Annotated in this window: 8 protein-coding genes and 3 tRNA genes; 9 read left to right on the top strand and 2 right to left on the bottom strand. The window is 76.4% G+C overall.

What is annotated here, in order from left to right:
• Positions 1–283 precede the first annotated feature (283 nt).
• Positions 284–613 (top strand): hypothetical protein, encoded by a 330-nt coding sequence (locus tag ACFYUY_RS13895; RefSeq protein ID WP_360205733.1) that lies wholly within the window; start codon positions 284–286, stop codon positions 611–613.
• 389 nt (positions 614–1,002) lie between these two features.
• Positions 1,003–1,791 carry a pyridoxal 5'-phosphate synthase gene (locus tag ACFYUY_RS13900; RefSeq protein WP_387900605.1) on the top strand — a complete coding sequence of 263 codons (789 nt, stop codon included), beginning with the start codon at positions 1,003–1,005 and terminating at the stop codon, positions 1,789–1,791.
• Positions 1,792–1,880: 89 nt separating this feature from the next.
• Here ACFYUY_RS13900 and ACFYUY_RS13905 read toward each other — a convergent pair whose 3' ends face one another.
• Positions 1,881–2,945 (bottom strand): EamA family transporter, encoded by a 1,065-nt coding sequence (locus ACFYUY_RS13905; RefSeq protein ID WP_360205728.1) that lies wholly within the window; start codon positions 2,943–2,945, stop codon positions 1,881–1,883.
• A gap of 152 nt (positions 2,946–3,097) precedes the next feature.
• Between ACFYUY_RS13905 and ACFYUY_RS13910 the strand changes: the two genes are divergently transcribed.
• The 3 genes from ACFYUY_RS13910 to ACFYUY_RS13920 all read left to right on the top strand — a co-directional run bounded on the left by ACFYUY_RS13910 (position 3,098) and on the right by ACFYUY_RS13920 (position 7,180).
• Positions 3,098–3,970 (top strand): DUF1906 domain-containing protein, encoded by an 873-nt coding sequence (locus ACFYUY_RS13910; RefSeq protein ID WP_387900607.1) that lies wholly within the window; start codon positions 3,098–3,100, stop codon positions 3,968–3,970.
• 67 nt (positions 3,971–4,037) lie between these two features.
• Entirely contained in the window at positions 4,038–5,330 is a 1,293-nt protein-coding gene (locus ACFYUY_RS13915; RefSeq protein WP_387900609.1) for a hypothetical protein, read from the top strand.
• Positions 5,331–5,518: 188 nt separating this feature from the next.
• Positions 5,519–7,180: a long-chain fatty acid--CoA ligase gene (locus ACFYUY_RS13920; protein WP_360205712.1), complete on the top strand. Its 1,662-nt coding sequence runs from the start codon at positions 5,519–5,521 to the stop codon at positions 7,178–7,180.
• Between the two features lie 75 nt (positions 7,181–7,255).
• On the opposite strand, the gene ACFYUY_RS13925 is transcribed toward ACFYUY_RS13920, so the two are convergent.
• Positions 7,256–10,789, bottom strand: a complete 3,534-nt coding sequence (locus ACFYUY_RS13925; RefSeq protein WP_387900611.1) for a PAS domain-containing protein — start codon at positions 10,787–10,789, stop codon at positions 7,256–7,258.
• A gap of 178 nt (positions 10,790–10,967) precedes the next feature.
• On the opposite strand from ACFYUY_RS13925, the gene ACFYUY_RS13930 reads away from it, so the two are divergent.
• The 4 genes from ACFYUY_RS13930 to ACFYUY_RS13945 all read left to right on the top strand — a co-directional run bounded on the left by ACFYUY_RS13930 (position 10,968) and on the right by ACFYUY_RS13945 (position 15,129).
• A tRNA-Ser gene (locus ACFYUY_RS13930) sits at positions 10,968–11,058 on the top strand.
• A 298-nt stretch (positions 11,059–11,356) separates the two neighbouring features.
• Positions 11,357–11,432 (top strand) — tRNA-Arg (locus tag ACFYUY_RS13935).
• Between the two features lie 32 nt (positions 11,433–11,464).
• Positions 11,465–11,540 (top strand) — tRNA-Arg (locus ACFYUY_RS13940).
• A gap of 337 nt (positions 11,541–11,877) precedes the next feature.
• Entirely contained in the window at positions 11,878–15,129 is a 3,252-nt protein-coding gene (locus ACFYUY_RS13945) for an Ig-like domain-containing protein (RefSeq protein WP_387900613.1), read from the top strand.
• The last annotated feature ends 73 nt before the right edge of the window (positions 15,130–15,202 follow it).

Here is a 15,202-nt window from a genome sequence, read left to right on the forward strand (position 1 = left end):
ATCGACGCGCCGTTTCCGGCGGGCGGGTCGATGGCCGCCGGTCGGGCGAAAACCCCAGCTCGGAGGTGGTGTGTCGGCGCGCTGTCCGGTTCGGCTGCCGTTATTCGCGGGCTGGGTGGATATCACGCTAACGGGCGAAAACTGCTCCGTCGGCTAGTGCTTTGTCGATTTGTTGCGGAAGTCTGTCTCCCGGCGTCGCAGCCCGCAGGTGTTCGTCTGGCCGGCGAACTCCCGCACCCCCTGCTCGACAGTTGCACGATTTAAAGCTTTCTTGGAGGCTCTCATGGCTCGCATCCACACCCGCCGGGTGGCCGGACTCCTGCTCGCCGCCCCGCTCGCGGCGGGGCTGCTGCTGGCCGGCGCCGGTGCCGCGGCCGCCGACAACGGCGCGGGTGCCGCCGCCGGCTCCAACGCCGGGGTGGTGTCCAACGTCGGCACGGGCAACGTCTTCGGCTCGGTCGACGGCAACTACGTCTCCACCCAGCAGACGGCCACCGGCTCCGGTGCCTCGAACCAGAACAACACCCTCGCGGTGAAGGACAACGCGGGCACCATCCTGGCCGGGCAGTCCAACAAGAACGTCAACGTCGTCTTCGCCCCGATCTTCAACTGATCCGGGTCCTCGGCTGATCCGGATCTCCGACCGATCCGGTCGGACACCACCGACGGCGGGGGCGCCGGAGGTGGGTGACCGCGGGTGAGCTGAGCACCCGCGGAGGGGCTCGAACCAGTCTCCGGGCGGAGATCCCGCCCGGGCGCGATCAGACGCGCGCAAGACCGGCCAGCGGAAAGGGTCGCCGCGAAACCGGCCCCGTGGGCGGTGCCGCCATCGGCACCGCCCACGGGTGCGTCCTGGCCCCGGCGCGTCCAGTGAGGGCCCGCGCCCGGAGCCGTCGGGCCTCGGCGGTACGGTTGCGCTCCGAGAGTGCAGCACGTGCCCGGGCCAGGGAAGGACGGCCCGGCCGGGGCGGCGACCGCGGCAACCGGAAGGAAGGGCGCGCGATGGCGGCGGACGAGGAGGGGCTGACCGGCCCGGGCGAGGTCTGGCCTGCACCGGAGCCGGATCCGCGACCGGGGCCGGACGTCAGGGCCGAGCACCCGGCGGAGCACCGGCCCGAGCCGAGGTCCGTGCCCGAGCTGCTGCTCGGTCGCCCGCCGATGGCCCGACCGCTGCCGTCCTTCGACGCCGAGAGCGCCCCCGCCGAGCCCGGCCCGCTGTTCGTGGACTGGCTCGCCACCGCACTGGCCGCCGGCGTGCCGGACCCGCAGGTGGTCACCCTCTCCACGGTCGACGCGGACGGCCTGCCGGACGCCCGGGTGCTGGTGCTGCGCGACGTCGACGCCTCCGGTACCGGCTGGGTGTTCTCCGCCGCCGCCGACAGCCCCAAGGGCCGCCAGCTGGCCGACCACCCCGCCGCCGCACTGACCGTCTACTGGCCGCAGCTGGGCCGCCAGGTGCGGGTCCGCGGGACCGTCGAGCGGGCCGCGGACCTGGTCGCCGCGGCGGAGTTCGCCACCCGTTCGCCGGCCGCCCGGGTCGGCGCGCTGGTCGGGCGGCAGAGCGAGCCGCTGGGCTCGCTCACCGAGTACGACGAGGCCGTCGCGGTCGCCCGCCGCCGGCTGGAGGCCACCCCGGACGCGGTCGCGGCCGGGCACGCCGTCTACACCCTTTGGGCGCACGAGGTCGAGTACTGGCAGGGCGACGCCGATCGCCGGCACGTCCGGCTGCGGTACACCCGCACCGGGCCGGTCCGCACCCCGGAGTGGTCGCGCACCCTGCTCTGGCCGTAGCCCGGTCGCGTTCCGGCCGAAGCCCCGTCCCGCTCCGGCCGTAGCCCGGTCCCGCTCCGGTCGGGGTCGGCCGACGCCCCGGCGGCGGGCTACCGCCGCCCGGTCAGCGTGGCGCCCACGCTGGCCGCCACCACGCAGCCGATCCCGGCCAGCTGCGGCACGCCCAGCAGCTGGCCGAGCACCACCAGCCCGACCAGCGCGCTGACCGCCGGCTCCAGGCTGACCAGCACGCTGAACACCCGTTGCGGCATCCGTCGCAGCGCGGTCATCTCCAGCGCGTACGGGATCACCGGCAGCAGCAGCGACACCCCGGCCACCGCGGCCAGCAGCACCAGCGGCGAGGCACCGGGAGCGGTCAGCCCGTCCCACGCCTGGCCCAGCCCGAACGGCGCCAGCGTCAGCGCGCCGACGGTCATCGACACCGCCAGCCCCTGGAAGCCCTGGAAGGCGGCGCCGACCTTGTCGGTGAACAGGATGTACGCGGCGTAGCAGGCGGCCGCGCCGAAGGCGTAGACCAGGCCGACCGGATCGAGTCCGCCCCCGCCGTCGCCCTCGCCGAGCAGGGTCAGCAGGACGACGCCGGCCGCCGCGAGCAGCGCCCAGAGCAGGTGGCTGGCCTTCCTGGCGAAGACCAGGGCGACGGCGAGCGGGCCGAGGAACTCGATGGTCGCCGCGGTGCCCATCGGCAGCCGGTCGATCGCACCGGCGAACAGGAAGGTCATCCCGGCGGAGGCCATGCCGAGCAGCGCGGCCGCCGCGAGGTCGCGCGGGCGCTTGTCGCGCAGCCGGGGCCGGGTCACGGCGAGCAGGATGACCGCCGCGAAGCCCAGCCGCAGGAAGGTGGTGCCGCTGACCCCGAGCGGGCCGAACAGCGGCTTGGAGAGCGCGATGCCGGTCTGCACCAGGAACATCGCCGTCAGACAGAGAAGCGGCGCCGGGATCCGCTCCGGGCGCCGCAGGACCTTCGGGAACCGGCCGGTGGGCCGGCCGGGGTGCGCGCCGGGTGGCGCCGCGGCGCCGGACGCCCCGCCTCGTCGCCAGCCGCCCCGCTCGCCGGCGGGCTCGCCCTTGGGGGCGGGCGGCATGGCAAGGGCCTCGGCGACGGCGGCGGCCGACGTCGGGGCTGCGGTTTCGCTGGGGTTGGAGGTGGGCATAAGGGTGAGTTTGCCGTAAGGAGCGACAAACCGGCAAGCTCGTTACAAATGGCGGGACGGCTGCGGACGGGTGCGCCCGAAGGGATGGGCTCGCCCGGCGTCCGCGGCGTGGTTGCCGCGATCGTCCGATGGTCCGTCAGTATCAAGGGTCGGTGCGCTACCTACGCCCCGCGGCCCTCGTCGCCGCCTCCCTCGTGCTCCTGCTGGCCACCGACGGGACGGGCGTGAACACCGAGGCCACCGCCCCGGCCGCCGCCGCCGTCCCCCGCATCCGGGCCCTCACCCTGCCCGACCGGATCGGGCCGCCCCGGCTCCGCGACGCCTACGCCGGACCCGCCTTCGACGCCTGCACCGCGCCGCCCGTCGACACCCTGCGGGCCTGGCGCGCCGCCTCCCCGTACGGCGCGCTCGGCATCTACGTCAGCGGCTCCCAACGCGGCTGCCCCCAGCCCCGGCTCACCGCCGACTGGGTGCGCCAGGCCCGTGCCCTGGGCTGGCGCTTCCTGCCCGTGCACGTCGGGCTGCAGGCCCCGTGCAGCCGGCTCAGCCGCAAACCCCGGCGGATCGACCCGGCCACCGCCGTCCGGCAGGGGCGGGACGAGGCCGACGAGGCCGTCCGCGCCCTGCGCTCGCTCGGCTTCGGCCCGGGCGCCCCCGTCTACCTCGACGTCGAGGCCTACCCGATGAACGACCCGGCCTGCGGCCAGGCCGTCGTCGACTACACCCTCGGCTGGACCGAGGCCCTGCACTCCGCCGGCTACCGCTCCGGCTTCTACTCCAGCCTCGAATCCGGCGTCTCCGACCTGGCCGCCGCCGCCCGGGCCGGCAGCTCCCCGCTGCCCGACGCGCTCTGGTACGCCCGCTGGGACGACCACGCCGACACCGCCGGCTCCGGCCCGCTCACCGCCGACCTCTGGAGCTCCCACCAGCGGGTCCACCAGTACCGCGGCAACGCCGAGGAGACCTACGGCGGCGCCACCCTCACCGTCGACCGCAACCAGGTCGACGGCCCGACCGCCGGCTGACGCCCCACCGGGCGGCCCGCCGGCCCCCCGATAAGGTGGCCCCGGTCCAGCGGAGGGGGGCGGCGGCATGCCGAACGGACAGGGACACGACGACGCGGGCGGCTACGGCGCCGCACCGCGGCAGAACCCGTACGCGCAGGGGCCGTACCCTCCGGACCCGTACCCGCAGAGCCCGTACGGCCGGGGCCCGGCCCCGCAGAACCCGTACGCCCGGCCCGTCCCGCCGCAGGCGCACCCGTACCCGGCACCGCCCGGCGCCGCGCAGCCCCACCACTCCGCGCAGCCCGACCCGGTCGCCCCGCAGGCTCCGACCCCGCAGGCTCCGACCCCGCCGCCCGTGCCGGCCGGGGCGGAGGCCTTCCCCGGCCCCGGGCCGCGCCGCGGGCGGATCGCCGTCCTGCTCCAGTTCACCCTGCAGTGGATCTACGCCCCGCTCTGGATCGCCGCCCTGGTGGCCCTGTTCGCGCTCCTCCTCTGGTCCGGCAGCAGCGGCCCCTCCGGCCCCGACTCCGACGGCTGGCTGAAGGTCAACCGCACCTTCATCCCGCCACGCCGCCTCAAGGCCGAGCTCACCGGCCGCCCGGAGGACTGGGAGCGGTACGTCGCCCCGATCCTGGCGCGCCGGATCGCCGCCGCCGAGGCCGAGCACGCGGCCGGCGGCGGCACACCGCTGCCCGACCTCGGCCGCGCGGTGCACACCGAGTTCGCCGTCCGCCTCTACCGCGGCCTCGGCGCGGCCGGCCTGGTCCGCCTCGCCGAGCGCCACGGCTGGCACGGCGTACCGGTCCACTCCGACCCGGGCCACGTCCGGCTGACCCGCCGCTTCCCCGCCCCGACCGGCGTCCGCGCCCCGGCCCCGCACGACCCGCCCGCCGCCCCAGGCACCCCGTGGGGCCCGCAGCCGACCCGCTTCGCCCCGCTGCTGCCGGTGATGTTCCTCCTCCAGTTCGTCTACGTCCCCGTGCTGGGCGTGCTCAGCCTGCTCGCCTTCTGGGTGAAGCACCCCGAGCCCGACCACTGGGACCGCTGGGGCGCCCGCTGGGCGGTCGGTCCGCGCGCCTTCTGGCCCGAGTTCACCAACGGCCGGGCCGCCTGGGACCGCCACATCCGCCGCGTCCTGGACCGCGCCGTCCAGCGCGAACTCGCCCAGCCCGCCGAGTCCTACCGGGGCGTCACCGCCCCCGACGGCACCTTCCTGCGCCGCATCCGCGTCAACCGCGCCACCTACCGCGGCGCCGGCGCCCACCACGTCCTGCGCCTCGCCGCCGAGCAGGGCTGGACCCTCGACCCCACCTACCTCCCCGACCCCACCAACTCCGTCCGCCTCTCCCGCCCCGACCACACCCGCCCCACCCCCTGAACGGCGCCGTGGCCACGGAGCGGGAGCGGATCGGGGGTGGGGGCGGGGCGGGGTCGTGATCCGTGCAACGGGGTCGGGATGCTGACAGGGGGCGGGCGGGGCGGCACAATCGGGCACGTCCGCGCGCATTACCGCCCGGTAGGTGCCCGCGGGCACAGCCGCCAGTGCCGCCAGGTCGAGGAGGACCCGTGTTCAGCACGATGCAGGACGTTCCGCTTACCGTCGCCCGGATTCTGGAGCACGGGTCCACCATCCACGGCCGGTCCACCGTCACGACCTGGGACGGCTCCGGGCCGGTCGTGCGCACCTACGCGGAGGTCGGGGCGCGGGCCGCGCAGCTCGCCTGTGCGCTGCGGGACGAGCTGGGCGTGACCGGGGACGACCGGGTGGCGACCCTGATGTGGAACAACGCCGAACACCTGGAGGCGTACCTCGCCGTCCCGGCGATGGGCTCGGTGCTGCACACGCTCAACCTGCGGCTGCCCGCCAACCAGCTCTCGTTCATCGTCAACCACGCCGCCGACCGCGTGATCATCGTCAACGGCAGCGTGCTGCCGCTGCTCGCCGCGGTGCTGGGGGACCTCGCCCCGACGCTGCGGCACATCGTGGTGAGCGGCCCCGGCGACCGCTCGCTGCTGGCCGGCTTCGCGGGCACCGTGCACGACTACGAGGAGCTGATCGCGGACCGGCCCACCGCGTACCCGTGGCGCTCCGACGTCGACGAGCGGCAGGCCGCGGTGCTCTGCTACACCTCCGGCACCACCGGGGACCCGAAGGGCGTGCTCTACAGCCACCGCTCGGTCTACCTGCACTGCCTGCAGGTCAACACCGGCGACAACTTCGCGTTCACCCCGCGGGACACCGCGCTGCCGGTGGTCCCGATGTTCCACGTGAACGCCTGGGGCATCCCGCACGCCGCCTTCATGTCCGGCGCCAGCCTGCTGATGCCGGACCGCTTCCTCCAGCCGAAGCCGATGGCGGAGATGATCGCCGCCGTCCGGCCCACCGTCAGCGCCGCCGTCCCGACCATCTGGAGCGGCCTGCTGGACGAGCTCGACGCGGGGGACTACGACACCTCCAGCCTGCGCATGGTGGTCATCGGCGGCAGCGCCTGTCCGCCCTCGCTGATGGAGGGCTTCGAGGAGCGCCACGGCATCCGGGTGGTGCACGCCTGGGGCATGACCGAGACCTCGCCGCTCGGTTCGTTCGCCCAGCCGCCCGGCGGCCTGACCCCGGAGGAGGAGTGGCCGTACCGGGTCACCCAGGGTATCTTCCCGGCCTCCGTGGAGGCCCGGCTGATCGGCCCGGGCGGCGAGCGGATGCCGCACGACGGCGTGGCGGCGGGCGAGCTGGAGGTGCGCGGCCCGTGGATCGCGGGCGCCTACTACGGCGGCGCCGGGCAGGACCCGCTCCGCCCGGAGGACAAGTTCTCCGAGGACGGCTGGCTGCGCACCGGCGACGTGGGCACCATCACCGCGGACGGCTACCTGACGCTCACCGACCGGGCCAAGGACGTCATCAAGTCCGGCGGCGAGTGGATCTCGTCGGTGGAGCTGGAGAACGAGCTGATGGCCCACCCCGAGGTGGCCGAGGCCGCCGTGGTCGCCGTCCCGGACGAGAAGTGGGGCGAGCGCCCGCTGGCGACCGTGGTGCTGCGCCCGGGGGCCTCGGTGGGGCTGCCGGAGCTGCGGGCCTTCCTGGCCGGGCGGATCGCCTCCTGGCAGCTGCCGGAGCGCTGGTCGATCGTCGAGTCGGTGCCGAAGACCTCGGTGGGCAAGTTCGACAAGAAGGTGATCCGGGCCAGCTACGCGGCGGACGAGCTGGACGTCACGGTGCTCGGCAAGGAGTAGTCCGCGGGTCGCCCGCAGGCTGACGGAAGGGCCCGTCGCACCGGACTTCCGGTGCGGCGGGCCCTTCGAGCGTGCTCAGCCGGCCGCGGGGACGCCGGCCTCGCCCATCGCGCCGATCCGACCGAGCAGGTCGACGATCCGGGACTGGACGTCCGCGCTGGTCGAGCGCTCGGCGAGGAACAGCACCGTCTCGCCGGTGCGCAGCCGGGGCAGTTCGCGCGGGTCGAGGTCGACCGAGGTGTAGACGACCAGCGGGGTGCGGTGCAGCCGGTCGTTGGCGCGCAGCCAGTCGAGCAGGCCGACCCGGCGGCGGCGGATCTGGAACAGGTCCATCACCACCAGGTTGGGCTGCACGCTGGCGGCCCGGGCGACGGCGTCGTTCTCGTCGGTGGCGTGCTCGACGTGCATGCCGCGCCGTTCCAGGCTGCTGATCATGGCGGCGGCGATGTCCGGATCGCCCTCGACCAGCAGGACGCGCGGGGCGTGGTGCTCGCCGTCGCGGGGTGCGAGGGCGCGCAGCAGGACGGCCGGGTCGGCGCCGTACGCGGAGTCCCGGGTGGCCTGGCCGAGGCCGGCGGTGACGAGCACCGGGACGCGGCTGTTGAGCGCGGCGGTGCGCAGCGACTGCAGCGCGGTGCGGGTGATCGGGCCGGTCAGCGGGTCGACGAAGAGCGCCGCGGGGAATCCGGTGGCCTGCGCGTCCACCTCCTCGCGGGAGCGGACGATCACCGGCTGGTAGCCGCGTTCCTGCAGGGCCTGCCGGGTGGCCGGGTCGGGCTCGGGCCAGACCAGCAGCCGGCGGCCGCCGCCGTCCTCCGGAGCGCCGGGCGCACCGAGAGCGCCGGGCGCACCGAGCGGAGCGGGAGCACCGGGCAGGGCGGGCGGACCGGCGGGCAGCGACGGCTGCTCCGGGACGGCCCGGTCGCCGCCGGCGGGCAGTGCGGCGGGCAGCGCGGCCATCGGACGGGGCGCCGTCCTGGCCTCGACGGGGACGGGCGGCTGCGGCACGAGGGTGGGCACCGGCGGGCCGGCGAGCGGACGCGGCGGGGCGAGCTCGGCGAGACCGCTGCCGACCGGCTGCGGGCCCGACTGCTCCTCGGCGGCGGGCAGCGCGGGGCGGGCGGGCTCCAAGGCGGCGGGGGCGCCCTGGACGGGCCGGTCCTCCTGGGGCCCGTGGGCGGGCGGTCCGGCCGGGGTCTCCGGGGCGGGCCCCGGCGGGACGGCGAGTCGGCGGCGGCGCCCGGTCGGCGCGGCGGCGGGTTCGGCCGCCACGGGCGCAGGCCCGGACGGCAGCGCGTTCTCCAGGCCGGGGTAGACCGGGGTGTCGGCGAGCCCGGGCAGGGCCGGTCCGCCGGGGGCGTCCTCGGCGGCGGGCAGGGCGCGGCGCCGGCGGGGCTTGGCCGTGCCGTCGGACGCCGGGGCGCCGTCCGGGGCGGGGGTGCCGGCGGCGGGGGTGCCGTCGTCCGGGGCGGTGCCGGGGCCGAGGGCGAGCGGTTCGCGCCCGGCGGGGCGGTTCTGCCGGGGGCGTTCGCCCTCGACGGGTACGGCGTAGGCGGGGCCGGAGCGGCCGTCGTCCTTGCCCCAGGGGTCGCGCTGTGCGCCGTCCGGGCCGGCCAGGCCCTGGCGACCGTACGCGGGGTCGTTGCCGGTGCCGTTCCACTGCTCGGGGACGGCCCGTTCGATCCGGGCGGGGGCGTTCGGCCACTGGTCGGCGGGCGTGCCGGGGTCGGTCGGCGTGCCGGCGGCGGGGGCCTCGGGGGTCTCGGTGGCGGGCCGGCCGCGGCGGCCGCGCCGCTCGGTGGCGGGTTCCTCGGCGGGCCGCTCGGTGGCGGGGGTCTCGCGGCCGGGCTGCTCGACGCCCTCGCCGGAGCCTTCGGCGGCCTCGGTCGGACCGTCGCTGCTGGGCAGCTGCGGGATGCCGGGCAGCTCGGGCAGGACGGCGCTGTCGCTCTCCTTGGGCCGGTCGGAGCGGCCCTCGGCGCCCGCGCGCTCGGCGGCGGCCTTCGCGGCGGCCGGGTCCAGCGGCAGCTCGACGACGTAGGTGGTGCCGGCCTTGCCGGGCAGCTCGTGCGGCTGGAGCACGCCACCGTGGCGCTCGACCACCGCGCGGGCTATCGGCAGGTGCACGGGGCTGCCGCCGAGGCCGGGGCCGCGGATCTCGACCCGGGCGACCTCGCCGCGCTGGGCGGCGGCCAGGACGACGGTCGGCGGCTCGGGCGGCACCGGCACGGCCCCGCCGTTGGGGCCGGGCGCGGCCAGGCCGGGGGAGGGGGTGACGGGGGCGTCCAGGGCGAGGCCGATGCCGCTGACGTCGGCGACCAGGTGGGCGAGCGCCTGGGCGAGCCGGTGCTCGTCGGCGATCACCTCGACGGCGGCGGCGTGCACCGAGAAGCGCACCCGGCCGGGGCCGACCAGCCCGCCGGCCTCCTCGACGGCCCGCCGGACCACCTTGTCCAGGGCGACGGGCACCCGCCGCTCGGAGGGCCGGCGGCCGCCCTTGGCGTCCTTGGTGTCCTTGCCGTCGCGGCCGTCCGCGAGGCCGCTCTCGCCGGCCTCGGCCCGCTGGTGGGCGAGCACGCCGTCGATCAGCCGACCGAACCGGCGGCACTCGTCGGCGAGTCGGCGCAGCGTCCAGTTGGCCTCCGGCCAGAGCTGCCCGGCCGGGTCGGCGGCGAGGGTGTCCAGCCGCTCGTTCAGCGCGGTCAGCGCGCCGCCGAGTTCGCTCTCCAGGACGGCGGTGAGGTGGTCGTTGCGGGCGACCAGGGCGAGCTCGCGGCTGCGGTCGGTGAAGGTCATCACCGCGCCGACCAGCTGGTCGCCGTCCCGGACCGGGGCGGTGGTGAGGTCGACGGTGACCGGGCGGCCGTCCTTGCGCCAGAGCACGGTGCCGCGCACCCGGTGCTTGCGGCCGGAGGTCAGGGTGTCCAGCAGCGCGGACTCCTCCAGCGCGAGCGGGGTCCCGTCGGCCCGGGAGTGCTGGATCAGGGGGTGCAGCTCGCGGCCGCCCAGCTCGCTCGCCCGGTACTCCAGGATGTGCGCGGCGGCCGGGTTGACCAGCACGCAGCGGCCCTCGAGGTCGACCCCGAGGACGCCCTCGGCGGCGGCGCGCAGGATCATCTCGGTCTGCTTGTGCTGGCGGCGCAGCTCGGCCTCGACGCCGAGCCGGCCGGAGAGGTCGCGCACCAGCAGCAGGAGCAGGTCGGTCGCGGAGGAGGCGCGGGAGCGCTCGTCGCGGTACGGGTCGTAGGGGGCGAGCGCGTAGCCGCGGCCCTCGCTGACGCCGTCGTCGGGGAAGTCGTTGCCGGAGACCTCGACGGGGAAGGAGGTGCCGTCGGTGCGGCGCGCGGTCATCCGGACCGGGCGGTCGGGCTCGTCGCCCTCGCGGGCGGCCGGACGCATCGAGCCGGGGATCCGGCTCGGGTCGAACTCGGGCAGGAGGTCCAGCACGCCCATGCCGACCAGCGAGGTGCCGGGCGCCTGGAGCGCCTGGACGGCTGCGCTGTTGGCGTCCACCACCGTCCCGTTGCTGTTCACCAGCAGCAACGCGTCGGGCAGGGCGTCGAGTATGGCGGCGAGGCGAGCAGCGCCTCGGATCGGCCTGCTGCTCACGTCGACAGGTCTCCTCGGCTCAGGGCAGCTCCTCCGGAGACGGCAGTATCTCATTCTTCTTTGCGGTGGGGACGACCCGCCTAGTAACGTTGGCGGTGGTTGGTGCCGAACCCCGCGGTTGTGGCATCATCACAGGCACACGGAACGGGTCCGCTCAGGCGGGCTTGATCCTTGTGGAGGAGGCTTCGCCTAGTCCGGTCTATGGCGCCGCACTGCTAATGCGGTTTCGGGGTTATTCCTGATCGAGGGTTCAAATCCCTCAGCCTCCGCCGACCGGGAGCCCCGCCGACGATCTCGTCGGCGGGGCTCTTTCGCATGTCCGGACCCTCGTACGTCCGGCCGGACCCTCGTACGTCCGGCCGGGTCCGGGCCGGGTCTGGCCGGGTCCGGGCCGGGTCTGGCCGGGTCCGGCCGGGTCCGGGCCGGTGCGGGCCGGGTGTGCGGTGCGGTCCGGGGCCGGTCCCGGCCGGGGCCGCCGGGGGGCCCGGATCAATCGATTTCGCCCCGCGTCGCAGGTCATGTAATGTTGTCCCCGCACCGCCCCGGTGGCACTGTTCACCAGGGCGAGCGCTCATAGCTCAACGGATAGAGCACTTGACTACGGATCAAGAGGTTGCAGGTTCGAATCCTGCTGAGCGCACCACAACTCCGCAAGATCGGGTTCGCCCGTTCCTTGCGCTCATAGCTCAACGGATAGAGCACTTGACTACGGATCAAGAGGTTGCAGGTTCGAATCCTGCTGAGCGCACCATCGAGAAGCCCCCGGCCACCGGCCGGGGGCTTCTCCGTTTCCGGGGCGCTGCGGCCCCCGGTGGGCCGGGCGGGTGTGCGGTGCGGCCCCGTTCCGGCGGGTTCCCCGGCTGCTTCCGGCGGGACCGCCCGGGTCGTTCCGTGCCGCCGTCCAGTGGATGAAATGGGGCTGTTTCGGGTACATCCCGTCCTGCCGCTCGGATGACCTCCAATCGGGTGGGATGGGGCTAAAAGCGCAGGTGTCGCAGTATGACCGGTCTGGGGTCGTGATTCCGTTTTGTCGGATCTTGTGCCCAGACTGCCCGGCACCCCGGCAGCCGATCGCGAAGGAGAGCCGGATGAGCCGACAGTTCCCCCGCACGGCCACCTCCCTGGCCCTCCTCGCGGCCGGACTGCTGACCGGCTGGAACGCCCCGTACTCGGTGGCCCAGCAGTCTCCTGACGCCTGGTCCGGGGAGCACCGGGCGCTGCTCCCCTCGGGGCTCTCCGTCCAGCTCGACTTCGCCGCCTCGCCGGGCGTCTCGGTGACCGCCGAACCGGGCGAGCTCGACGAGCGCGCCGGAGGGGGGCGGGCGGCCGGACTGTACGCGGACGGAACGCGCCCGGGCGACCCCGCCCAGACCTTCGCCGTCGCGGAGGACCGCCCGCAGACGGACGGTTCCTGGCGCACCGTCGGGACGCTGCAGCTGACGTTCTCCCGACCGGTCCGCAACCCCCGGCTGCACCTCAGCGGGCTGGCCGCCGTCGCCACCGGGAAGAACGGCACCACCAGCACCGCGGCCCGGCTGACCCTCACCGGCGGCTCGCCCGCCGCCCCCGCCCTGGTCAACCGCACCGACTGGCCCGGCTGGACGGTCGACGCCAACGCGCTCGCCCCCGCCGCCGACGGCGGGTCCGACGGCAGCGGCGGCTCCGCGGCCGAAGGCAGCCTCGAACTGGCCGGCACCTTCCGCACCGCCCTCCTCCGGGTCGAACAGCGCTCCACCGCCCGGGGCGGCAGCACCACCGCCCCGCCCGTCCTGCGCCAGGCGTACACCGTCACCGTCGACGAGGACCTCGGCACCGCCCCGCAGGGCTACGGCAACGCCTCCCACGTGGTCTCCGACCTGTTCCTCGGGGCCGAAGCCGCCAACCCCACCCGGCGGGCCCGCCCCGTCGCCCCCGCCCCGGCCGGGGCGGGCGACGAGCCGCTGGTGGAGCTCGACCACGGGGCGGCCCGGCGCAGCGTCTTCGCCAGCCCGCTGCCGCCCAAGCTCCAGCCCGGCCGCGGCGAGTACCAGGGCGCCGACCCGTCGATCAGCTTCCCGACCGACGCCGCGATCGGCCACTACTACCGGGTCACCGTCCCGGTGGCGGTGGACGACCAGCCCGCGACCCTGGCCGGCTGGATCGACTTCGACCGCAACGGCCGCTTCGACCCCGCCGAGCGGGTGCAGACCGAGGTCCCGGCCGGCGCCGACACCGCGACCCTGGAGTGGACGGTGCCCTCCGGCGCCGCCTCCGGCGCCGCCTCCGGCGCCGCCTCCGGCGCCGCCTCCGGCGCCGCCTCCGGCGCCGCCTCCGGCGCCGCCTCCGGCGCCGCCTCCGGCGACACCTGGGCCCGGCTGCGGATCGCCCGCGAGGCCAGCCAGCTCGTGCCCTCCGGGGGCTTCGCCGACTCCGGGCAGGTCTCCGACCAGCGGATCAGGCTCACCGTCGGCGCCGCCCGCCCGGAGATCGCCGAGCCCGTCGACGGCACCGCCCTCGCCGACGCCCGCCCGCAGATCCGCGGCGAGGGCGCGGTCGCCGGCGCCACCGTCGAGATCCGGGACGGCGACGCGGCCCTCTGCCGGGCCAGGGTCGAACGCGGCGGCGACTGGTCCTGCCGCCCCGGCACCGCGCTCGCCGCCGGGCCGCACACCCTCACCCCGGTCGAGACCACCAGCGGCGGGGTGGTGCTGCGCGGCGAGGCCGTCCGGGTCACCGTGAAGACGGCGCCGCCCGCCGCGCCCTCGCTCACCCTCCCGGAGTACACCAACGACCCCGGGCTCCAGCTCACCGGCACCGGCGAGGCGGGCAGCACCGTCTCGGTCGCCGACCAGCGCGCCGAGCTGTGCAGCAGCGCGGTGCGGGCGGACGGCCAGTGGTCCTGCCTGCCGGTCGAGAACCTGGCGGACGGGCGCCACCTGCTCACCCCCGTGGCGGTCGACGCCGCCGGGAACCGGACGGCCGGGCGGGCGGTCGCCCTGGTCGTCGACACCGTCCCGCCCGACCGGCCGGTTCTCACCTCGCCGGCCGCCGGAGAGACCGTGCGGGTCAGCCGGCCGAAGCTCGCCGGGCGGGCCGAACCCCGGGTGAACGTGCTGGTCACCGCACGGGCCGGGGGCGCGGCGTCCGACGAGCGGACGGTGCTGTGCGGCGCGACGGCGGCCCTCGACGGCAGCTGGACCTGCACGGCCAACCGGGATCTGACGGACGGGGAGCAGTGGCTGGTCGTCACGGCGACCGACCTCGCGGGGAACGGTGCGGCGGCGGAGCCGGTGCGGGTCCGCGTCGCGGCCGCGCTGGTGGCGCCGAGTCCGGTGTCACCGGCGCCGGTGACACCCGGTTCGCCGGCGTCCGGGTCGTCGGCGTCGACCCCGGCCGTGGCGCCTTCGGCGGCGTCGAGCCCGGTGGCGTCTGCGGCGGCGTCGAACCCGGTGGCGTCTGCGTCGGCGGTGCCCAGCCCGCTGGCACCGAGCCCGGCGGTGTCCAGCCCGGCGCCGTCGAGCCCGACCGTGGCGACTCCGGCGGTGCCGAGCCCCGTCGCGTCCGTCCCGGCCCCGGCGAGTGCGGTGGCGGTGCCGAGCCCTGCCGGGGTGGTGCCGACGGCTCCCTCGGGGAGTCCGACGGCGCCGAACCCCTCCGCGGCCCCGGCCGCTCCGGAGGTGTCCTCCGCTCCCTCCGGGCCCGGACCGGTGGTGACGGTGCCGGAGGTGATCGCGCCGCTGCCGGCCGGGCTGCTGCCGATCCTCGTCCCGCCGGCCGCGGTGGTGCCGCCGCAGCCGGCGGTGGCCGTGCCGGCCGTGCCGGTGCCCACGGGCCCGGTGGCCTCCGCGGGCCCCACGGCCTCCGCCGCGGCGGCTGCGCTGACCGCTGCCGCCGCCCTGCCGTCCGCCTCCGGCCCGCCGAGGCCGGGCACCGCCCCCACCCCGAGCGCCGTCCCGACTCCTGCTGCTGTCCCGGCCAAGAGCGCCGTTGCCACCCCGAACACCGTTGCCACCCCGAGCGCCGTTCAGCCCCCGGGCCCGACCCCGGCCCAGCCCCCGTCCTCGCCTCCGGCACCGCTCTCGACGGCTACCGCGGCTGCGACCCTGAGCACGACCCCTGCGGTGCTCCCGACCCCGATGGCCGAACGGGACGCCACCGTCCGCGCCGGGGGCCGCCCGCTGCCGGCGCCGCCGAGCACGGAGCCCGTCGGGTCCGCCGCCGAGGCCTCGCAGGCGGCGGCCGAGCGGTCGGCGTCGAGCGGCTGGCGGGGTGGGCTCGCCGGGGGCCTGCTGGTGCTCACCGGCATCGGGCTGATCACCCGCCGGGTGTTCGCCCGGGGCCCCGGTGCCCGCAGACGCTGATCCGTCCACCGTCCCACTGACCGGCGCTGACCTGCGTCGATGCCCCTGACCATCCCGACCATCCGTTCATGTG

Origin of the sequence: Kitasatospora sp. NPDC004745 (genome assembly GCF_042873275.1) — a bacterium.
Lineage (GTDB): Bacteria > Actinomycetota > Actinomycetes > Streptomycetales > Streptomycetaceae > Kitasatospora.

Bases quoted from the DNA above. Each gene is read 5' to 3' on its own strand.
- ACFYUY_RS13915 (WP_387900609.1), top strand. From the start codon at position 4,038: ATGCCGAACGGACAGGGACACGACGACGCGGGCGGCTACGGCGCCGCA.
- ACFYUY_RS13895 (WP_360205733.1), top strand. From the start codon at position 284: ATGGCTCGCATCCACACCCGCCGGGTGGCCGGACTCCTGCTCGCCGCC.
- ACFYUY_RS13945 (WP_387900613.1), top strand. From the start codon at position 11,878: ATGAGCCGACAGTTCCCCCGCACGGCCACCTCCCTGGCCCTCCTCGCG.
- ACFYUY_RS13905 (WP_360205728.1), bottom strand. From the start codon at position 2,945: ATGCCCACCTCCAACCCCAGCGAAACCGCAGCCCCGACGTCGGCCGCC.
- ACFYUY_RS13900 (WP_387900605.1), top strand. From the start codon at position 1,003: ATGGCGGCGGACGAGGAGGGGCTGACCGGCCCGGGCGAGGTCTGGCCT.